Source organism: Leptospira perdikensis, assembly GCF_004769575.1.
Taxonomy (GTDB): Bacteria; Spirochaetota; Leptospiria; order Leptospirales; family Leptospiraceae; genus Leptospira_A; species Leptospira_A perdikensis.
The window spans coordinates 204,724-226,447 of record NZ_RQGA01000009.1 but is presented as its reverse complement, the minus strand read 5'-3'; the positions used below and the strand labels follow the sequence as shown (position 1 = coordinate 226,447).

The 21,724-nt window shown below is 37.1% G+C and carries 19 protein-coding genes and 1 pseudogene; 13 read left to right on the top strand and 7 right to left on the bottom strand.

The features are described from left to right. The first annotated feature begins 20 nt into the window (after nt 1-20). The 3 genes from EHQ49_RS09435 to EHQ49_RS09425 all read left to right on the top strand — a co-directional run bounded on the left by EHQ49_RS09435 (nt 21) and on the right by EHQ49_RS09425 (nt 2,760). A complete protein-coding gene (locus EHQ49_RS09435) occupies nt 21-554 on the top strand; it encodes a MepB family protein (RefSeq protein ID WP_135578729.1) in 534 nt (177 codons plus the stop codon). A gap of 76 nt (nt 555-630) precedes the next feature. Next, nucleotides 631-1,845, top strand: coding sequence for an adenylate/guanylate cyclase domain-containing protein (locus EHQ49_RS09430; RefSeq protein WP_244241423.1), 1,215 nt, complete (start codon nt 631-633; stop codon nt 1,843-1,845). 84 nt (nt 1,846-1,929) lie between these two features. Then, a complete protein-coding gene (locus EHQ49_RS09425; RefSeq protein ID WP_135578725.1) occupies nt 1,930-2,760 on the top strand; it encodes an acyl-[acyl-carrier-protein] thioesterase in 831 nt (276 codons plus the stop codon). Here the strand turns inward: EHQ49_RS09425 and EHQ49_RS09420 are convergent. Continuing rightward, nucleotides 2,750-3,481 carry a pseudouridine synthase gene (locus tag EHQ49_RS09420; RefSeq protein ID WP_135578723.1) on the bottom strand — a complete coding sequence of 244 codons (732 nt, stop codon included), beginning with the start codon at nt 3,479-3,481 and terminating at the stop codon, nt 2,750-2,752. The genes EHQ49_RS09425 and EHQ49_RS09420 overlap by 11 nt on opposite strands. Before the next feature lie 139 nt (nt 3,482-3,620). Here EHQ49_RS09420 and EHQ49_RS09415 point away from each other — a divergent pair, with 139 nt between their 5' ends. The 4 genes and pseudogenes from EHQ49_RS09415 (at nt 3,621) to EHQ49_RS09405 (ending at nt 8,175) form a co-directional block, all read left to right on the top strand. Then, nucleotides 3,621-5,399 carry an ABC transporter ATP-binding protein gene (locus EHQ49_RS09415; protein ID WP_244241422.1) on the top strand — a complete coding sequence of 593 codons (1,779 nt, stop codon included), beginning with the start codon at nt 3,621-3,623 and terminating at the stop codon, nt 5,397-5,399. 59 nt (nt 5,400-5,458) lie between these two features. Further along, nucleotides 5,459-5,719, top strand: a pseudogene (locus EHQ49_RS18880) (methyl-accepting chemotaxis protein); the annotation flags it as partial. A 48-nt stretch (nt 5,720-5,767) separates the two neighbouring features. Next, nucleotides 5,768-6,583 (top strand): cache domain-containing protein, encoded by an 816-nt coding sequence (locus tag EHQ49_RS18830; protein WP_482793345.1) that lies wholly within the window; start codon nt 5,768-5,770, stop codon nt 6,581-6,583. 71 nt (nt 6,584-6,654) lie between these two features. Next, complete coding sequence (locus tag EHQ49_RS09405) at nt 6,655-8,175, top strand: SDR family oxidoreductase (RefSeq protein WP_135578719.1); 1,521 nt, start codon at nt 6,655-6,657, stop codon at nt 8,173-8,175. Here EHQ49_RS09405 and EHQ49_RS09400 read toward each other — a convergent pair. Beyond that, entirely contained in the window at nt 8,154-9,914 is a 1,761-nt protein-coding gene (locus EHQ49_RS09400) for an alkyl sulfatase dimerization domain-containing protein (RefSeq protein WP_135578717.1), read from the bottom strand. The two genes, EHQ49_RS09405 and EHQ49_RS09400, sit on opposite strands and share 22 nt — an antisense overlap. A gap of 429 nt (nt 9,915-10,343) precedes the next feature. Between EHQ49_RS09400 and EHQ49_RS09395 the strand changes: the two genes are divergently transcribed. After that, nucleotides 10,344-11,456 (top strand): hypothetical protein, encoded by a 1,113-nt coding sequence (locus tag EHQ49_RS09395; RefSeq protein WP_135578715.1) that lies wholly within the window; start codon nt 10,344-10,346, stop codon nt 11,454-11,456. Between the two features lie 34 nt (nt 11,457-11,490). Here EHQ49_RS09395 and EHQ49_RS09390 read toward each other — a convergent pair whose 3' ends face one another. From EHQ49_RS09390 to EHQ49_RS09375, 4 genes are all read right to left on the bottom strand, one after another. After that, a complete protein-coding gene (locus EHQ49_RS09390) occupies nt 11,491-12,537 on the bottom strand; it encodes an MBL fold metallo-hydrolase (RefSeq protein WP_135578713.1) in 1,047 nt (348 codons plus the stop codon). Continuing rightward, nucleotides 12,534-13,382 carry an SUMF1/EgtB/PvdO family nonheme iron enzyme gene (locus EHQ49_RS09385; RefSeq protein ID WP_167483000.1) on the bottom strand — a complete coding sequence of 283 codons (849 nt, stop codon included), beginning with the start codon at nt 13,380-13,382 and terminating at the stop codon, nt 12,534-12,536. Before EHQ49_RS09385 ends, EHQ49_RS09390 begins: the two co-directional genes overlap by 4 nt. Before the next feature lie 142 nt (nt 13,383-13,524). Then, a complete protein-coding gene (locus EHQ49_RS09380) occupies nt 13,525-15,186 on the bottom strand; it encodes a sulfatase-like hydrolase/transferase (RefSeq protein WP_135578711.1) in 1,662 nt (553 codons plus the stop codon). A gap of 167 nt (nt 15,187-15,353) precedes the next feature. Then, entirely contained in the window at nt 15,354-15,863 is a 510-nt protein-coding gene (locus tag EHQ49_RS09375) for a DinB family protein (protein WP_135578709.1), read from the bottom strand. A 279-nt stretch (nt 15,864-16,142) separates the two neighbouring features. Here EHQ49_RS09375 and EHQ49_RS09370 point away from each other — a divergent pair, with 279 nt between their 5' ends. From EHQ49_RS09370 to EHQ49_RS09355, 4 genes are read left to right on the top strand one after another with little or no spacing between them, the layout of a single operon-like run. Further along, the gene (locus tag EHQ49_RS09370) at nt 16,143-17,750 is read left to right on the top strand and encodes an ArnT family glycosyltransferase (protein WP_135578707.1); all 1,608 of its coding nucleotides are present in this window, start codon (nt 16,143-16,145) and stop codon (nt 17,748-17,750) included. Further along, a complete protein-coding gene (locus EHQ49_RS09365) occupies nt 17,747-18,061 on the top strand; it encodes a hypothetical protein (RefSeq protein WP_135578705.1) in 315 nt (104 codons plus the stop codon). The genes EHQ49_RS09370 and EHQ49_RS09365 overlap by 4 nt, the downstream gene beginning before the upstream one ends. 26 nt (nt 18,062-18,087) lie before the next feature. Then, nucleotides 18,088-18,846, top strand: coding sequence for a polyprenol monophosphomannose synthase (locus tag EHQ49_RS09360; protein ID WP_135578702.1), 759 nt, complete (start codon nt 18,088-18,090; stop codon nt 18,844-18,846). 37 nt (nt 18,847-18,883) lie between these two features. Then, a complete protein-coding gene (locus tag EHQ49_RS09355) occupies nt 18,884-19,261 on the top strand; it encodes an STAS domain-containing protein (protein ID WP_244241421.1) in 378 nt (125 codons plus the stop codon). On the opposite strand, the gene EHQ49_RS09350 is transcribed toward EHQ49_RS09355, so the two are convergent. Then, nucleotides 19,250-20,869, bottom strand: a complete 1,620-nt coding sequence (locus EHQ49_RS09350; protein WP_244241420.1) for an alpha-glucosidase — start codon at nt 20,867-20,869, stop codon at nt 19,250-19,252. The genes EHQ49_RS09355 and EHQ49_RS09350 overlap by 12 nt on opposite strands. A 93-nt stretch (nt 20,870-20,962) precedes the next feature. On the opposite strand from EHQ49_RS09350, the gene speD reads away from it, so the two are divergent. After that, a complete protein-coding gene (gene speD, locus EHQ49_RS09345; RefSeq protein ID WP_135578698.1) occupies nt 20,963-21,724 on the top strand; it encodes an adenosylmethionine decarboxylase in 762 nt (253 codons plus the stop codon).

Here is a 21,724-nt window from a genome sequence, read left to right as displayed (position 1 = left end):
TTAAGAAGTATCGAAACCTTATGAACCGTAGTTTTACTGCAATTGATCCGATTCCTCCTTCTTTAAAAATTATCAAAGAAAGAATATTTGATCGCCTCAGTTTACCTATCACAAATATCGAATTTGAAGAAGAAAGTTCTGAGTATGACGCTTGTTATATTCAAACTCCCGATAGAAAAATACGATTTCGAAAAGCAAAAATTACTCCTAAAAAAATTGGACAATTTGTAACTTTATGGAAACGAAGTAAACGAGGCCCAATAGAACCTTTTCACGTTAAAGATGATATCGATTTTTATATTATCGCAACCAATAACAAAACTCGAATAGGTTGTTTTTTATTCACAAAACAAATTTTAGGTGAAAAAGGAATTCTAACGAACAAAAGAGAAGGAAAACGAGGATTTCGCGTTTATCCTGCTTGGGACAAACCAATCAACAAACAAGGATCCACAACGCAAAACTGGCAACTCCCTTTCTTTGTAGAATGCACCGGAACCGAAGGGAATTTGGATTTGATTGTTAAACTTTTAGAGATTCATCAGAAGGTGTAAAAATAAGAACATAATTTTCTCATTGACGTAATGTTTAAATCAGAGTTCCATTCCTGAAATGAAATTCCTAAAGCAAATGTGGACAAATACCCTAAACATTGGTATTACAAAAGATCTAGATGAAAAGGATGCAAAATTCATACGTTTGACCAATGCTCTGGCCATCATTGTTGGTATTTGGTTATTCTCTATTATTCCTTCTCTTCTACCCTACTACCCTTCCAGCCAATTCATTATTTATAATTCTCTACTCTTTCCTGTGCTTTGGTTGTTTGTTTTATATTGTAACCATAAAGGTTGGTATACATTTGCAAAATTATTTTTTTCCTACACAACTATGGCCTGCGTCGTTTTCAATTCCTTACAAGCAGGGAGAGAATCGGACAATCATTTATTTTTACTTTTAATCAGTGTTATGGCATTTTATACTTACCCTCCAAGGCAGCTTAAGTATATTTCACGTGTATCTTTATCGGCACTGATTCTGTTTGTCGCTGTGGAAGTATATTTAACAAATAAAGGTCCCATCATCCAAGCACCACCAGAATTCTTTCAGCTTGGAAGGCTAATTACACTCGTTGCATTTTGTATATTGGTTTATATCGTTACTCTATTTAATTACAAAACATTACATAAAGCACAAGACATGCTTGAAATAGAACATCAAAAATCAGAAAGCCTTCTTCTGAATATCCTCCCACCTGTCATTGCAGACCGACTCAAATCAAAAACTGAAATCATTGCAGATAAAACTAACGAAGCAACCATACTTTTTGCTGATATCGTAGACTTTACTGTCTTATCACAAACTATGGAACCGGAAAAAATTGTTTCTCTTTTAAACGATATTTTTTCCGAATTTGACACAATCATCAAATCCCACAATTTAGAAAAAATCAAAACTATCGGTGATGCATATATGGTAGCTTCAGGAATCCCTGAACCCAGAGAAGATCATTGTGAAGCGGTAGCATTATGCGCAATTGACATGTTATCATCTATTAAAAATGGAATCTCTGATGATTCAAAAAACTTTAAAATCAGAATTGGAATCCATACTGGCCCAGTTGTTGCCGGCGTAATTGGTAAAAGTAAGTTTATTTATGATTTATGGGGTGATAGTGTAAATACAGCCAGTCGTATGGAATCCCATGGGGCTGAAGGAAAGATCCATGTTTCCAAAGAAGTTTACAAAAAACTAAAATCCAAATTTTCATTTGAAGAGAAACGAGAAATTCAAGTGAAAGGAAAAGGTATGATGGAAACCTACTTCCTAATTCAAAAAATCTAAGATTGTTTATCAAAGCAAGGTATGAAAAGAGATAATTCCTCGAATTCTACTTTACCGACTACTTACGACTAGGAAAAAAGTGCAATGAGTCAAATTTTTCGTAAAACCTTAACTACCCACCACTTTGATTTGGACTGGAATCGTCACGTCACGAGTAGGACCTATGAAAGGTTTGGTTATGATGCAAGATGCGAAATCCTAAAGGAATTCGGTTATTCCATAGAACGAATGCTAGACGAAAATTACACCTATCAGCCTGGATCGACCTATGTTCGATTTTTAGACCAACAATTTGCTGGTGCCGAAATGACTGTAGAGTCACAAGTATTTCGAATGCAGAGTGGACTTCTCTTATGGAAACAAAGTATTTTGGGGCCTGGTGGAAAAAAAGCCTGTGAATTAGAGACAACATCTAGCCTAGTCCAAGATGGAAAAATCATTACTATTTCAAGCATTCCAGAAATCAATATAACTCCTTATAAATTCACCATTCATCCGAAACCCAGCAAACAGAATACAGTTGAACATGATTATTATATTCCTTATAGTGATATGAATTGTTTTTGGATGTTACCATCAGATTCAATATGGAAAATTTTTGAAGAAGGTCGGTTTTTATTTTTTAAAGAAATTGTAGATTTAAATTTAATTAAGGAAACCGATGCGACAACCTTCTTTATGGGAGGTGAAATCATCATTCACAAAAAACCCGAACCGGGATCACATGTTAAAATTTTAAGTTGGATAGAAAGTTTCGAAAAGATCAGGTTTTATTTTAGACAAGACGTTATTGATTCAAACGGAAATTTATTAGCTAGCATGAAAGACGAACAACTATTTGTTTCTCTATCAAAAGCTCGCCCAAGGAGGGCACCAGAAGCTTTTTTTGAGAAAATAGAAAGATTCATTGAATGATCGATGTTTTTTGTCTGAGTAGGATTTCCTCGTCCGCAGACAATTCCCGATAACTTCCAAGTGAAAGTGTCGGATCTAATGTCAAGTTTCCCATCTTCATTCGTTTTAGGTAAGTGACTTCCTTACCTAAACTTTGAAACATCCTACGGATTTGTCTATATTTCCCTTCCTTCAACCATACAGTGACTATCTTTTTTTGGTGCGGGTCTGGTATGGCAAGCCTTGCTGGTAGAGTTCTGTAACCATCATCCAATACAACCCCTGATTCAAATGCAAGGATGTCTTCATCGGTCACTTCATCAGAAATTTCTGCATAGTATTCTTTTTCTACAAAATGCTTAGGAGATGTATAATAATGAGCAAGGACACCGTCCGTTGTAAAAAGAAGTAAACCTTCCGTTTCTTTATCCAACCTACCCACTGGGAACAAATTCATGTTCGCATGTCTTTCGCTTAAATAATCCATCACTGTTTTTTCACGAGAGTCTTCTGTTGCAGTGATACAATCAGGCGCCTTATTCATCATAAAATAATAGAACTCTTTTCGAATAAGGGTCTCTTCATAATAGATAACTTCATCAGTTAGAGCAACTTTAAAACCAGGATCCTTAGTCACAACACCATTGACTTTGACAAGTCCTTGGTGAATCTCCTTCTTAACATCGGAACGCGAACCAAGTCCAAAATTTCCGAGAACTTTATCAAGACGATCTTTTGACATATCCTATCATCCTTACAATTCAAAAGGAATATTACAATCAGGAATTTCATTACGTAATGTTGAATTGAATCAAAAAAAGGTATCGAAAACAAATGCCAAAAACAATCTAACTAGTATGTTCGATACCTTTTTAAGGATTTTGAAAACTTCACGAATCGCCTTTGATTTGTCTTACAAAAGTTCCCCAGGTTTAACCGCTCTTATCTCCATTCTGACCATTGCCAACGGTTTGTTTCCTTCCTTTCTTGTATGGATTGGAAAACTAATCATCGATTCCATCCTCCAAAGCCAATCCAAATCCGAGTTGTGGATGGATTTGTTACAATCAGATGCTGTAAGTTTAGTTTATGTCGAAGGGATTTTAACCATTCTCTATTTCGGATCGCAGAAGTTATACAATATCGCTTACACGTTACTACGCATTCGTTTGGGCCAAGAAGTGAACGAAAGGATTCTCTCCAAAGCCATTCGTTTAGAACTTACACAATTTGAAGATTCAGAAACCTACGACAAAATGACACAGGCCAGAACAGAGGCATCTTCAAAACCTTTATCTATGGTCACAAGATTTTTCACCATTGCTCAATCATCCATCACGATCGTCAGTTTTTTTGGGCTTCTCATCAAACTCTCCCCACTCGCATCATTTATTTTAGTCATCGCAGCCATTCCTTCTTTTATCGCTGAGACAAAGTTTTCGAATCATAGTTTCCGATTGTTTCGATGGAAAGCAAAAGAAACTAGAGAACAAGTTTACCTAGAAACTTTGATGGCCAGAGAAGACAATGCAAAAGAAATTTTACTTTTTAACTTAGGAAAAGAATTTCTAAATAGATATAAAAACAACTTTCAAAGAATTTATATCGAGGACAAAAAACTAACCATAACCAAAGGAATCTTTAGTTTTCTCCTCGGATTACTTAGCCAGTTTGCTTTTTACGGTTCTTATATATGGATTGTATGTTTAGCCCTGTTACACAAAATTTCATTAGGTGAAATGACAATGTATCTTGTCATTTTTAGACAAGGCCAAGGTACATTTTCCAATGCCCTTTCTGCCTTTGGCGGAATCTATGAAGATCATTTATATATCGAAAATCTTATGGAGTTTTTGGACCTAAAAATCCTCAAACAATATGGAAATAAAAAAGGAAATCACCAAAGATTAGGAATTGTTTTTGATTCCGTTTCTTTTCAATATCCAGGAGCCAAACAACCTTCTCTTTCTAATGTCAGTTTTGAATTAAAACCAGAAGAGAAACTTGCAATTGTTGGAGAGAATGGATCAGGCAAAACAACTCTTATCAAACTTCTCACTCGTTTATATTCTCCAACGTCCGGGAAAATTTATTTAGATGGAATTCATTTAGAAGATTGGGATGAAGAAACTTTACGTAAGAGGTTCGGAGTTATCTTTCAAAACTTTGTTCAATACCAATTCAAAGTAGGAGAGAATATTGGAATGGGTGATGTACAAAAAGTGCAATCGGAAGCAGAATGGATTCCAGCAGCCAAACTCGGAATGGCACATGATTTTGTTACCAATTTAGAACACGGATATGCAACAAGGCTTGGAAAGTGGTTCCAAGATGGACGTGAATTATCAGGAGGGCAATGGCAAAAGGTGGCACTTGCTCGAGCTTTTATGCGAACCAGTGCAGACATTCTTATCTTAGATGAACCTACATCTGCCATTGATGCGGAAGCAGAAATGAAAGTATTCGAACATTTCAGAGAACATACTCAAGGTAAAACCGTGATCCTAATTTCTCATAGATTTTCTACGGTAAGAATGGCTGATCAAATTTTAGTACTCGAACAAGGTAAAAAAACAGAATGGGGAAGCCATGAAGAACTCCTTTTGAACAAAGGAAAATACGAAAAACTATTTCGCTTACAACAAGCCGGATATCAATAGCTAGGTCATAAAATCCGATAATGAAATTAATGGAAAAGAATATATGAGGAGGATAAAACATGGATGATAGTTATTCTAATTCAGGTATGAGAAAACTTAAAGATCTTATCGATTCCTTCGGTGAAAGGTCAAAAGAAATTGGTTCTGTTGCGGGTTCAATCCAACAAGTAGCAAAACAGACCAACTTACTTGCTTTAAATGCTTCTATCGAAGCGGCTCGGGCAGGAGAACATGGTCGGGGTTTTGAAATTGTTGCAAATGAAGTAACAAAATTATCTTTCCAAACTTCCGAAGCTACAAAAAAAATCTCAGAAATTTTATCTCGCATTAATTTAGAAAATTCATCTGCAAATGTTGACGTCCTTGAGATGGAAAAACAATCCATTTTAGATTACGCGGAACTTTGGACAAACAATATTGCCAAAGAACTCGAATCCAAATTCTACATTATGGCAACATCTCTCTATGGTTTAAAATTTTTGATTCAAAGTTTGGTTCATGCAAACATTGGAATGAAACGAGAACACTTACTTCTCATCTTACAAGAATACTTGATACAAAATGAACAACAACTCGCTTATGCCATTTGTTGTGAACCAAATGCAATTGATCTGATGGACCAAGAATACAAATCCAAGGAAGGTCACGATGCCAACGGAAGGTTTGTCCCCTACTGCCATAGACATACAGGAAGGATTTCCATTGAACCTTTACAAGGTTATGACAAACCAGGAGAGGATGAATGGTACACTCTTCCTCGTGATTTAGGAGAGGACATCATGATGGAACCTTATGATTATCCAATCGAAGGGAAAACAGTCAAAATGACGAGCCTCATGACTAATTTATTTTTACACTCTAAATTTGCGGGAATCCTCGGTGCCGATTTTTCTTTGGAGCAGTTACAATCAGAACTCTCCCCGAAAAAAATATTCGGTATCGGTAAAACATCCCTCATCACTTACAACGGTAATTACGCATCCAATCCAGACATTGAATCTTTAGGTATTGTGGCCGACTTACTCACCGAAGAAGCGAAAAGAGCCGTCCAGAAAGGAGAAAGTTATACCTTTATCGACAAATCCAATAACGCAAGAATACTTAAACCTGTGCGCGTAGGCCAAAGCAAAAGGCCATGGAGTATACTTGTTGAATTCAATTTGATTGCCGTTCTAAAAAAATAATTCACCTATTTTCACTACATAACTTATGATTAGATACTTGCTTACCCTTCCCTAAAAAAAACTCTGGTTCTATGGACATCGATTCCTTGTTACAGGATTTAAAATCTCTTTTGGATTCTCCTAAAGACCTTGTAACCATTTCCGAAGAAAAACGATTGGAACTGATGATCCTTTGTGGCAAAATTTCTCGCCCAGACCGCAACGAGGTTCGCAAAAGAAATCGTACTGTCCGTGTCGAAAAAAAACAAACTCTAAAGATCCAAGAAAAACAAAAAACTGCTCTAACCGGAATCAGGCGAGCAAGAGAAACATCTGTTTTCAAAGCACCTTTACAGATTTCCAACACAGCCGGATGGTCTTGGGACAAAGCGGAAGAACTTTCCAACCCGAAACCATGTTATATTTGTAAAACCCCCTTCAACAAGTTACATTTTTTTTATGACTCTATGTGTCCGAACTGTGCGGAACTCAACTACTCCAAAAGGTTCCAAACAACAGATCTTAGAGGAACAGTGGCTGTCATTACAGGATCTCGTTTAAAGATTGGGTATCAAGCAACCTTACTTTTGTTACGTGCTGGTGCCAGAGTCATTGCTACCACTCGATTTCCAAATGATTCTGCAATCCGTTTCTCTAAAGAAATTGATTTTCACTTATGGAAGGACCGTTTACAAATTTTTGGTTTGGACTTGAGACATACTCCAAGTGTGGAAATCTTCTGTAAATTTTTAGAGAACCATTTGGAAAGATTGGACATTCTAATTAATAATGCTGCACAAACTGTCAGGCGCCCTCCTGGTTTTTATAGCCATCTACTAGACATAGAAAAATTAACAATCTCCGAATTATCACCAGAAGCGCAAAAGTTACTTAGTTTTTACCAACATTGTAAACAAGAATTAGATTCTTACCGATCCGATTCGGAAATGAAAGATACGGCAACCGCCCTTGCCGTCAGTTGGAATCACAAAACACCAGGCGTCGGAATCCGCTCCTCAGCAGCCCTTTCTCAAATTCCCTACTCCCATGATAATTCCCATGAATTGGAAGCAGTTTTTCCCGAGGGACAACTAGATGCCGATTTACAACAAGTTGATCTTCGCAAAACCAATAGTTGGCGATTAAGACTCGGAGAAATTAATACTTCAGAAATGTTAGAAGTACAACTAGTGAATGCTGTGGCACCGTTTGTACTTTGTAATCGCCTTGTTGGTTTGATGAGAAAGGACAATACAGGAAAAAAACATATCATCAATGTTTCTGCCATGGAAGGGAAATTTCATAGATTCAAAAAAGAAGACCGCCACCCACATACCAATATGGCAAAAGCAGCACTCAATATGATGACTCATACTTCGGCAGAGGACTTCGCAAAAGACGGAATCTTTATGAATGCAGTGGATACGGGTTGGGTCACGGATGAAGATCCGGTGGAACTTGCAAAAAGAAAACAAGATCTACATGATTTCCAACCACCCTTAGATATCGTAGATGGTGCAGCGCGAGTCGTTGATCCCCTGTTTGATGGTGTCAACACAGGGAAACACTGGATTGGAAAATTTCTAAAAGATTATTTTCCTATAGATTGGTAAGCCGGAATTTGTGAAGACAGAATTTGTTCCTTTGGTGAAAACTTTTTCAAAAACTGAACAAAAGAGATCAAATTCCCTTTTTTAAACTTAAACTTAAGCACTGTTGTCGCAGGATTTTTCAATCGAACCAACATCTCCTTCCAATCCTGGGAATCAAGTTCAACAACCAATTTAGCATCGTCTAGTAAACCAGGGATCACTTCCGCCACAGCTTTTCGTAAGTGGATGGTGTAAGATTCTTTCGTGTCAGAAAATACAAATCCAACTTTCTCATCAGAATCAAAACTTAAATTTGGATCCAAATTGGTAACAAAACTACTTAAGATCACTTTTACCGGATAACGTCGAAGTAATGCAGGGCTTGGCTTTACTTTGATTTTAGCAACAAACTTCTTTCTTAATTCTAAAGCTTCCGTAAGATAATAATGTTTTGCATTGGCATTCGATTCTGATTGACCGAGTTTTTCCAAAGCTTCAATGCGTAAGGAAACTACTTCAGAAAAGTTTGGATCATTTCGGAGAAGATATCCAGACAAAGTCAAAACGGCTTGGTATTCTTTCGATTGTAACTTACTTTTTGTATATTTTAATAGATTTTCTTTTCCTCCCGCAAGATCCACAATCAAATCAGCATAGGCCTTCCGATCCAGTGGTTGTAACTCTGCCGAGTCACCACTAAACCAACCCAAATTACCGGTAAATGCAGAACGAACCGACCAAGAAACCTTTCCATACACTTCTTGTAAGTATGGTGATTTTTTTAAATGATCGGGAAGTTTTACAAACTCAACTAAATCGTCTGGGTGGTATCCAGCATTAATCCCTCGGAGGGACTGGTCGTGTACAAATTGTACGGCATCTCGATAATCAGTCACAATATCAAAAATATATGTTTTACCCGTTACTGGTTTCCCATGACTAGGAATGAGGTATTCTGGTTTTAAATTTCTAATGATATCAAGGGACTGATACCAATTTTTCAAACTTCGAAACCATGTTCCGCGAATGGTATACAAATTAGGAAAAGCTTTATAAAAATTATCACCTACAAACAATATATTTTTCTCTGAATAATATATATAAATTTGATCGTCAGTTTCACCACGAGCATGAATTAACTTCAACCGAATTCCGGAAATATCAATTTCCAAAGTATCACGAAAAGTTTTTGTAGGTGGAACAAAATCTAATTTTGTATCTGCATTGTATCCTTGATAAGGCCCAATCCCTACATTTACCAAATCACTTTTTTCCAAATAATTTCCAAACATACGAGCACTCCTGGTTCCAATGATTGGAGTGGTTTCACTTGCAAGTTTCTGAACCGCTGGTAATAGACTCTCATGAGCATAAACTTCAGGTGATTGACCATCGACAAACGATTGAGAACCGAAAATATGATCAGGATGGCTATGGGTATAAATGATCGCTTTGATAGGTAAATTTGATATCTTTCTAAATTCTTCTAAAACTTGTTTGGAAGCTTGTATCTCATCCAAAGTATCTATGATAATGAGTCCGTCTTTTCCAACGATTAACATCGAATTAGCAATTCCATATCCGACTGCGGAATAAACACCAGGAACCACTTCATATATTTTTTTTTCAAACTCTGTGTTAAAATTTTCCAGATGAACTTTCTGCGAATTAACTAGTTCTTCTTTTGGTTTGGTCGAATGACAAGCGCTGAATTGCAGTAAAAAAATAAATAGAGTGAGAAAGTTAAGATTCAATTTCATAGATGATTCTATACACAAAAAAGTCAGATAGATGAAAACCTAGTTTTATCGTAAATGAAAGGGAACTTTTCAATTCAACCTACTAGATTGTACGAATTGTATAATCCATAAGCCTTTAACAGGGAGAAAGATTTTCAATCAGGTATACCGAAGTTTATTGGTAAAAAACCTTGGTTTCAAATGCGAAGTCCTTCCCTTGCGAATTAGAATTCTTATCTCACTTAAAAAACGTTAAAAACGACTACCATCTAACGTCAATTACCTGACCTTTTGATTGAATTCAAACGTAACAAAAAAAATACTCCCATCTTAAACCGGGAATTGAACACAAAATACAGTATATTGGATTAATTTCTGTGATAACAGATTTCGGTCTATCGCGGTAGTCTCTTAAGAGAACAGTGTCCAAAAACACTACTGAGAGACCCGATGAAACAAATTCTATGGAGCCTATCCTTCTACCTTCTCGCTTTTTCTCCTCTTTTAGCACAATCTACGACAAAAGATGGGGTCACCTTACCTAAGGCAAACGAAGCTACAACAAGTCCGGTTCTCCCTGGTGAGGAGAAATCGGACAAAGAAAGGTGGAGGTTTCTCTTCTACGCTGGTGCGGGGAAGGCAGAAATCCAAACCAATCCCAATATTCCTTTTGCCCATCGAGATCCGAATACGGGACTTGTGGTCAATCCAGGAATTGGAAAAAGAACAGGACTTACGAATGCCGGCACTACCAATTTTCCATCCGAAGGATCAGGAACCAACCAAGGTTCTGTATTTACATTAGCTAACGACAAATGGTTGTTTGCTTATGGATACACATCCATTGATTTAAAAATGTCACCGTCAAATCAGGGAACCGTTCCTTTACGTTCCTTTGATTCTTCTTCGGAACATGTGGTCCGAAACATCCGCGTGGATTATACTCAAAAAATTACAGATGTTTTCTCAACAGTATTCTCTGTTCGCCAATTCTTACGAACAGGAAATTATCAATGGGACAATGTATTAGAAACTACGAATGTAACAAACCATTATGTTGCTTTTCCTAAAATCCAAGTGAATGATAATATGAAAATTAACATCTTTGCATTGGGACTCAAATTTACTTATTTTAAAAATTGGGAAATAGAACCATACTTTCAATACCGTGATGCAAGGTTTTATGCGAACGTATTCTCCACTGTTGGAATTGTACAAAGATCAGATAATTTACTTTTACCTTCAGATCCCACTGCCATTGGAAATGCATGGGCTTACCAAGGACTTGGAAGTGCATACGCTTACCCACTCTACAATGCGATCAATAAAGAATTTGGAAACGTTGGTTTAAGATTACAATACAATCCTTATAAGTTTTTATTTCTGAGAACTGATGTGAGGCGAAATCCTGTTCTTGCAGCTTGGGAAGTGCGTGGATCTGTAACAGTATTTTTTAATAAATATTTTGGAATCACAGCAGGTGGAGTTTATGCAGAAGCAGAAATCAACCCTTTGAGTTTACGTGGTTGGGAAATTGGTCCTACGTTTACTTATTTATTCTAAAGTAGAACCAATTTCGAATCAAAAACTCAATGAATTATGGTAAAGGAATTTCAATTCTTTTGCCATCATGCCCAATGATCAAATCTCCATGAAATACCTTTTGGATGGGATCTTTATAAATAGCCTTGGTTTGGACATATCCTTTGACAAACGGAATCATATGAGTTAAAACTAATGTTTTTACCTTTGCCGATTCTGCCAAATTACCTAATTCTGTAACATCAATATGATACAACTGAATATCTTTCATAATTTTACCGAGTCTTGGATTAGCAATCGATTCATATGCTTTTTCAACTTTCGCTATCATTGATTTGTTCATCACTTCTGAAATTAAATAATCTACACCGAAAGATTGTTTCTTTAGAAATTTCGAATCCGCAGTATCACCAGAAATAACGATGGACTTTCCTTTGAATTCAACACGGTATCCAACAGCTGGTTCCACAGGTTCATGATTCACAAAAAAACCACGAACGACAACTCCATCTTTCTCATAAATAATTTTAGAAGATCCATCCGACTTAGGATAAAATTCATTTGGTTTGGCACCTTTCCACTGAGATGGCATCACAACTTCACCATGGTGTTTCGTGCGATAGTAGTATTCCGATTGATAACTCTTAAGAAATCCATTCACAAGATCCGTAGTCCCTTTGGGTCCGTAAACTGTCAGAGGTTTTTGTCTTCCGAGTAACCAACTTCGATCAATCACCTCACCCAAGTCTGCAAAATGATCCGAATGAAAATGGGTAATGAATACAGCATTGATCTCTGCAACCGGTAAATTTAGTTTCTCCATCGCCATGGCAACCCCATCCCCACTATCAAATAACAAAAACTGACCATTTACAAATATGGCGGTGGAGTTTTGAATGCTTTCCGAAGGAAGTGGGGAACCAGTGCCGGTAAGGACAATGGTTATTTTATCTTTATTCAAAAGTTCTTTGGCAGCTTCAGCTTTTACCGTTGTACTTTCGTTGACACGACTGAGAACAAAACGATCCCAAGAACAAGAGAGAGTGAACAACAAACTAAAAAGAATGCTGTATTGGAGTGGATGGATTTGACTTAACTTCATAGATTTTCCTTCGTATTTTTTTTGAATGTATCGAAACTGGATCGTATTATAGTTCTAAAACCGATATGGCCTGTGGCTAAGTGGTCTTCTTGTGGTTGTTTTGCAGCAGCTCTATAACGTTTGCAGTAGTTTTGCGAACAAAGATAAGAACCACCTTTAATCGTATGGTATTTGGTTTTATCCCATGTTTGAGATACTTTCCAGGGATCAGCAGTATATTCCCAAACATTTCCGATCATATCATAGAGACCAAATCCATTTTTCGCAAAACAACCAACAGGTGAAATTCCAGAAAAGCCGTCTTGTCCTTCATCATGAAAAGGAAATTCACCCTGCCAAGTATTGGCCTCTTTTACCAATAAATTCTGATTGGGTGATTCTTCTGATCCACCACGAGCAGCCCATTCCCATTCCACTTCTGTAGGTAATGAATGACCTTTCCATTTCGCATACATTGACGCATCCTTGAATGTGACCCCAACCACAGGATAGGAACCCCTTCTTTCAATAGAAGAACTAGGCCCTTCTGGATGACGCCAATTGGCTCCAGGAACATATCGCCACCATTCGAGCGGAGAATCTTTTGTATTTAGGTTTGTTGGTTTTTGAAATACCACAGCACCCGGACTATAGATTTTATTGTCTATACCTCCGTCGAGATCGGGATCCTGATTCGTTTCTGCTTCTGTTTTATATCCCGTTTCAAAAACAAACTTAGCAAATTCATCATTTGTGGTTTCCGTTTCATCCATCCAAAAACCAGAAACGGAAGTGGTATAAATCGGCGATTCTTCTGGATAGACATTGTCCCCTTTTTTGAATTTTCCAGAGGGAACCCAAACCATTCCCCAAACTTTTGTTTTCTCATTTGATTTCGAAAAGTCGCAGAACTTATTCTTAGTTTCAAAACCGTTTGAAACCAAATAACAATGACAAAGGCCACAACAAAAAAACAAAACAATTCGTTTTCGAAACAAAAAATACAAATCAATTCACCCAATAGGTATACTCATCTTCCGGTTCCTGCTTTTGATCCAAAGTTTTATCAATCGAAACTGGAAATTCGATAAAGGAAGGCCAAAGCGGTTTTGGCATTTGACCATTATAATTTACTAATAAGTTTTCTAACTGAATGAGTTTCTCAGGAAAAAGAGAGACCACATTTTTTTTCTCAAGTGGATCTGAATCCAAATGAAACAACCATTTCTTTTTGGGTCTTTCGGTCTGAATCAATTTCCATCCATTCGCCTGAACAGTTTGGTAATATCCATCGCTCCAAAAAAGAGGCCTTGCTTTTTGATTTTGTTCTCCCATAAGATATGGCAAAAGATTCACTCCATCAATGGGCCTATCTTCTGGCAAACTCGCACCAGCGGCACTCGCAACGGTAGGAAGGATATCAATATTGGTAATTGCGTTTTGATATTTTGTACCAGGTTTGATATGACCTGGCCACTTTGCCACATAGGGAACTCGAATCCCTCCTTGAAACAAAGTGAGTTTCCATCCCCTAAAAGGTGAGTTTACATCAGGCAAACCAATGTAGTTAGGAGCTCCATTGTCACTGGTAAAAATCACAATGGTATTCTCATCCAATCCTTCTTTTTTCAATGAAGACAAAATTTTTCCCACACTTCTATCTAAAGAACGAATCATACTCAAATACACTCGTTTCCTGTGATCTTTGATATGAGATAAGGCATCATAATCTTCCTTACTCGCTTGTAAGGGAGTGTGAACCGCCCAGTGTGCTAAAAACAAAAAGAAGGGACGATTTTTGTTTGTTTCGATTACTTTAACTGCTTCGTCAGTAAAATAATCCGTCAGATACCGACTCGGTTCAAACCACTTACCACCATTATAACTCACACCAAATCGCATATTGGGCCATAAAAATCGATCTATAGGGTCAAACTCTTGTTTTGAATTATAAACATTGGGATCATCAACTGGTAAATACAACCCACTCTCCATAAACAAAGTTTCGTCAAATCCTTGCTTGTTGGGGCGCATTTCATCTGTACTTCCCAAATGCCATTTTCCAATATGAATGGAATGATATCCTTTTGCCTTTAATACTTCAGCGATTGTAACTTCAGAGGTAGGCATTCCCAACTCATTAAAACTTTTTGATTTTTCCGCCTTTTCTTTATCGATGATGACAGGATACAAACGATCCGGATCAGAATATAAGTCAGCCCCCACTCGAGCAAGAGCTCCAGGAGTAGGAGTGAACTCGACTCCAAATCGAGAAGGGTATCTACCGGTCATTAATGCCGCACGAGACACAGTACAAACAGCGCTACCAGAATATCCCGAATCAAACCTCACTCCATCCTTTGCAATGGAATCAATATGGGGAGTGGAAACACCAAGATCCGCATAACCACCACCATACGTAGTCACATCATTGAATCCCAAATCATCAGCCATGATCACAATGATATTTGGTGGACGATTATTTAATTTGTCTTTTGTTTCGGTTGGCCCAGCGGACCAAGGAACTGGATGGTTGGAATCCCTGGGATGGCGAATATCAGTAATCCAGCCCAAAGAATAACGAAGTAAAAGTAAACGATTTAAATAGAGAATACCAAATACAACAGTTAAAACCAAAAAAGTAGAGAGCAGAATTTTGAGAAGTTTCATAGAAAACCTAAAGTCTTTTGAATAAAGGTATTCGTTACCTAAAAACGGCGCAAAGAGTTAAGTTGAAGGTTCCTCTAGTAAAAAAGAAAAAAGAAAGAATCCATCCAGTCCAATGCCGAATCGACCAATGAATTAAACAACATCATTGCTTCCAGAAATAGGGATGATTATATTTTAAGATCTGTTGTTGCTTTGGCAAACAAAGTAGCGGGAGAAAAACCAAATCCATTTGGTAAGGTTCCACCATCTAACTTCACCAATATGGAGACAATCGCGTAATGATGAACTGTATGGGAAACAAGAAATTTGAGTTCTCGGTTTATAGAACTCGGAATCATTGGGACAGATTCCCATGGATTATAATTTTGTGAAATGACTACGGACTCTGAAGAAAAAGTTTCCTTTTGAAATTTGGATGTACAATCTAGAAGTGAACTGATGGCATACAAACGATCTGTTTCCAGTTTTGGATTTCGTTTTCTGTTATCGTAGTCTATATGACCTGTTTTTAAACCCTCCCAAAACAAATCGTAATGTTCTAAGATATGGCGAAAGTGTCCTCCAATCGAGGCATCCATAACCTCAAATTTCCGTTCATAACTTTCGTTCGAAATAGACTCTAAAAGTAAAATTCCTTGTTCCAAAATTTGACAGTTTTCTGAGGAATACGGATTCATACAATGGATCTTAGACTCTAGTTTTGTAGTAAGTTTTGTGCAAGATTCAAGTATTTTGACCGAAAATTCTTAGATTTTTAGGTAGAAGTTCAAATTTGCCTTTGTTTTTCGACTCACAGCCAATTGGCCCGGAACATTGTTCTAAACCACTGACCAACAAATCAAAAACTCCGACCAAATAAACATATCTTTTTCTTAGAAAAATTCCATTCACCATTTTTAGATTAAACACATTGACTGACTAGTCAGTATCTTTGTTTATGGATAAAAGGGGTAGAAATGTTTATTGTTCTAATCATCTTTCTTTCTGCAATCTTTGCTACGACCCTTGGGATTCCTGATGCCTCCTTTCCTCAAGGTGACGAAATCATGCACATTCGTTCCATTCGCGAAAGTTTAGAGTTAGGGAGTTATACCCTTCCCGTTCTATCGGGACTACCGAATCCCTACAAACCCCCACTTCTATTTTGGATGGGAATGTTCTTTGATAAAATTTTTGGTGTTGGTTACTTTTCAGAACGATTGGTATCTTTTATATTTGGACTCGGAACTTTAACTTTGTTCTACAAACTTTATCATTCCATCAGCAAATCACCAAAAGAAACAAAGTTAGCTACCTTAACCTTTTTTTTCTCTTTTCTTTCTCTGAAGTTCTTTGGACTTCTCATGATGGAAGGAGCTATGGTATTTTTTACCTTACTCTATATATTTTTATTCTACGAATCCAAAAGAACCAAAAACTTAAGTTACGTAGCTTGGGGTAGTTTTCTCGTAGGATTTGGTTATTTACTCAAAGGACCTATCCTTCATATCTATATTGGATTATTTTTACTCAGTTATCTTTATATCCAAATGATACGAGTGCGAAAAGGAAAATTCCTGATCTCTTTTTCTCCACTAAAAAACGAAAAACCAACCCTGCTACTCTTTGGCCTTTCACTTCTCATTCCTATTTTTTGGATTTCTTATCTGTATTTATTTACAAGTTCAGGTAAAGAATTGTTACGATTCTTCTTTATCACAGAAAATATGGGGAAATTCTATGCGGCCAATCAATCAGGCCTTCGCATTTGGGGAGGTTGGCTTCTCTACACCATCCCATTCACTATCCCTCTCCTTCACATAGGATTTCTCACTATAAAAAATCGATCTAACCATAAAAACCAAATCTTAGCGATGGTAGTGTTGGTGTTTTTATCGCTCGTAACAATCTTTCACCTAATGCCTAATAGGAAAGATCCTTACTATGTAACTCCATTTATTGTTTTTCTATTTTTGTTACCTGCAATGAGAAGAGTAAGTTGGGAAAACCTAATCCTTTCAAAATACAATCGATATACCATTCCTTTGGTTTATTTTGTATTTGTAACTTTGTCTATTGTCCTAAGATTGCCGGTTCTATTTGCGTTCTCTCTTTTGGGAATCTTAATCACACTTGGTGCCAACTTTTCTTTTCCGGAAAACAAATTTCGTTTTTATGGAATTTTTATCCCTCAGCTTCTAGTTGTGCCGATGACAATGATTTTTCTTTTAAGACCGATGGCCGATCCAGATATCACCAAACAACTAATTGGTGCTGAAGGAAAAGAGATTTGTGTGATTGCAGAAAATCCTTGGACAGCGATGGACATCCAAAACAGATTAAAAGATTCTAAAGTAAGTTTTGCTCTTCCTCTTACTTATCAAGAAACCTGCCCGAAGGCTGAAACTCTCGTAGTCTTTCGAGAAGCGACTCTCAGTTCGGATTGGAAGAAAGTGAACTCTTGGTTCCAATGGAAACAACATTTGAATTTAGATTCAAGTCAGATTTTAAGAGCCTTACTCAAGATGGACAAACGTTCCTTCCAGTCGGAAGTCAGCGTTTGGGAACGAGGAGAAAACCAATGAAAAAATATGGAATCCTCCTTCTCCTTTTGGCGCTCGTTACTCTTTGGGATTTCTCCAAAGACAACGCTCCTAAATTTGGAGTAAAAGCCAAGGTAAACCAGTCTTCTGAATGCAAATTACTTTGTGAAAAAGCAAGTCTTTGTTTAAAAGAAGACCAAAAGAAACTACAAGATCCCAAGATGTATCAGTTTGCTTGTGAAATTCTTTGCACCAAACAATACCAATTGTTTTCCGGATGTTCCAAAGCCATTGGAGAGTCTTGCTCCAGTGGTGAGTTATGTATCAAAAATCAAACAAAGGGGCTTTTTTAAAAACAAAAGAAGTTAAATGACCAGTCATGCAACATAAAACAAGCATTATACTCCCAACCTATAACGAAGCCGGTAATATCAAAAACTGCGCCGAAACCATCTCGCAAATTCTTGAAAAGGAGTCCATGGACTTTGAAATCGTGATTGTAGATGACAACTCACCAGATGGAACCTATGAGGTGGCCAAAGTTTTAGCTCAATATGACAAAAGGATCAAACCTTTTGTTCGGACAACGGAAAGAGGACTTAGTTCGGCAGTGACTTATGGGTATGGAAAAGCAGAAGGTGAAAATTTAGTTGTCGTCGATGCCGATTTCCAACACGACTATACGAAAATCCCGGATGTCATTCGCCTTCTTAATGAAAACGACATCGTTGTTGCCACACGCAGAAGTTCAGATGGTGGTTATGGAAACTTTCCCATCTTACGGAAGTTAGCAAGTCAGTTTGCCACAAAAATTTCAGAGTGGTTGTTTCCGGTTCCTATTTCCGATCCAATGAGCGGATTTTTTGGAATTAGAAAATCAGTGTATCTGGAAACAAAAGGAAAACTCCACCCAAGAGGTTACAAAATTCTTTTTGAAATTTTAGGATCGGTTCGAACAGAAAAAATTGCTGAAGTCGGTTATACCTTTGGCCTTCGTACCTGGGGACAATCAAAACTAGACTCAGGAGTTATCTTTTATTTTATCTGGGATTTGATTTCCATCAAATGGAGTCAGTGGAGATCCTCCCACTCCTTCCAATTCAGATCGAAAAGAAGGAATTCCCATATCCATCCGTAAACAAAACTTTAGAGTATGAATCAAAAACTAATGGAAATTGAATAAAAAAATTCCCTCTTTTTTATTCATCAACTCTAAGGTATTTTTTCCTTTTACCGTTCTTTGTTTTGTGAGGGACAACATGGTTGCAAAAACGGCAGAGGAAAATTGTTATCGAATCGAATCCAATCAATTGGATGTATATTCTGCAGCCGGTCTGGAAGAAGACATGACAAGTATCTTTCAAAAAGGGGTAACTTCTCTCTACTTAGATTTTTCTAACGTAGAGGAAGTATCGTCTTCTGTCCTAGGCCTTCTTTTATACAAAAAAATGATCTATAGAAAACAAGGAGTGAGTTTGTATCTTATCAATGTAAATCCACAAATTCAAAAGATCTTAAAAATTCTAAATCTAAACGGATACTTACTTCTTTAAACGAATTTCAAAAACAGCTCCCGAATGTCCAGTGAGTTGGAGTTTGTCCCCTAAAACTTCTGCTCCGCCGAATGAATACAATAACTTTGAACCTTTCGAAACTGTTTCTTTAATTTCTTTCTCCCCAAAATTCAAATAGACAATCACTACTATTTTCCCGAGGGTTCTTTCAAAACAAAGGACATCGGCATGATGACTTAGTTTGGTTTTGATATTCCCTTCTTTTAAAACAGAAGAAGTTTTTCTTAAATGGAATAAGGATCTGTAATGATTCCATAAAGAATCATTTTTCGTTTTTTGGTAAACAACTGTATCTTCAGTTTGGAACTGACCTACCGGTAACCAAGGTTTCCCTTTCGAAAATCCTGCTTGTTCAGTGGTGTCCCATAACATCGGCAGACGACAATTATCTCTATTGATATAAATCCCAAGAAGATTACACAAAAACAAAGGAACAAAACGATTCATTTTGGCAATGGGATCTTTTCCAAAAAAATTAGGAATCCGACCTTCTTTTCTACCAATTTCATCTCCGTAATAAACAACAGGAATTCCCCTTGCTAAAAACTGAAATGCAGAAAGAACTTTTGCTTTCCGAACATCCCCACCTAACCTGTCAATAAAACGTCTCTGGTCATGATTTCCCAAAACATAAGTGGGTGTGTAGGGCGCCGGAAATTCTCGTTCATTTTTTTCCAAAAGATCTTTGAAAAACTGAGCTTTGTAATCGAAGTGAATGAGTTCAAACTGAAAAACAAGATTGAGTCCGTCTGCCTTTTCTCCTAAAAAGGATTTTAAAATTTTGTCTGAACCACTTACCTCTCCGATGAGAAATGGTTTTTGTTTGTATTTCGATATATGTTTTCGAACTTCTTTGGCAAACTGAAAGGATTCCGGTAAATTCAGGTTGTATTGTTTCTTTTGAAAGAACGCCTCATCATGGTTATCTGGTGTAGGGAAATATCGAAAACTAGATGGATTATCCCGAAAACCTTCGTCCTTATAAATTGAATTGAAGATATCGAGCCGAAACCCGTCCACTCCCTTATTAAGCCAAAAATCAAGAACACCAAACATTGATTTTTTGACTTTGGGATTACGGTAATTTAAGTCGGGTTGGAAGGATAAAAAATTACTGTAATAGGATTCGTCCGTAGTTTCGTCATAGTTCCAACCAGAAGTCCCTACCATAGAAATCCAGTTGTTAGGAACTTTCTTTTCTCCTTTGTGCCAAATATAAAAATCTCTTTTCGGATTCTCTTTTGAGGATTTGGATTCCAAAAACCATGGATGTTTGTCTGAGGTATGATTCATCACCATATCGAGTACTACTTTCATTTTTCGTTTGTGGATTTCTCGGATGAGTTTGTCACAGTCATCCATGGTGCCAAACCGCGGATCGATGGAAGTGTAGTCGGAAATATCATATCCAAAATCTTCACCGGGGCTTTTGTAAAAAGGAGAGAACCAAATGGTTTCCACACCCAAATCCCGAATTTGATCCAAACGGGTTAGAATCCCTGGTAAATCACCAATTCCGTCCCCGTTAGAGTCCTGAAAGGACCAAGGGTAAATTTGGTAAATTGAAGTTTGTTTCCACCATTCCATTTTGTTTTCCATGACTTTTCTAAAACTTTGTCGTTATTTCAGTTGCCTCTAACCGAAAATCCAAATTTCTGTTCTTTATACAAGCAGGTAGCAATGGATAAAGAAAAAATCAAACTTTCCGGTTTCAACAATCTGACAAAAGTTTTGAGTTTTAACCTCTACGATTTTTGCATCACTTTGGATGACGAACAAAAGAGTAGATACGTAAGTTATATCCACGACAAATACAACGCTAGCAAAATTACAGAAATTTCTAAAGAGGTTGTCAAACGAATTGATGCCAATATTCTTTCTGTCTCAGCACAAGACTACGATCCTGTAGGTGCTTCTGCTATGGTTCTTATGAGTGATGTCAAAGGCGGAGGAAATCCCATCCCTTCAACCCAAGTCAGTATGCACTTAGACAAATCACATATCACCGTACACACCTATCCCGATGCTGCTGATCCTGATGGAATTTGTTCTTTCCGAGTCGACATTGATATCTCTACTTGTGGAGAGATCATTCCACTGGACTCTATTAACTTTTTATTTGAAGCTTTCGAGTGTGATGTTGTATATATTGATTATGTAGTTCGCGGATACACTCGTTTGGCAGATGGTAGAAAGATTTATAACGACCACCACTTTAACTCAATTTTGGATTTCGTAAAACCGGAACTTAAAAGAAACTATACTTATCTTTCCGATATCAATATGCCACAAGACAATACTTGGCAAACCAAAATGATGATTAAGGAACTCGGACCTGAGAATTATTTACTGAACCCTGAAGATATATCTCACCCAGACGTTCCTAACAAAATGAAACTACTTAGAGAGGAAATGAAAGAAGTTTATCATATGATCCACTAA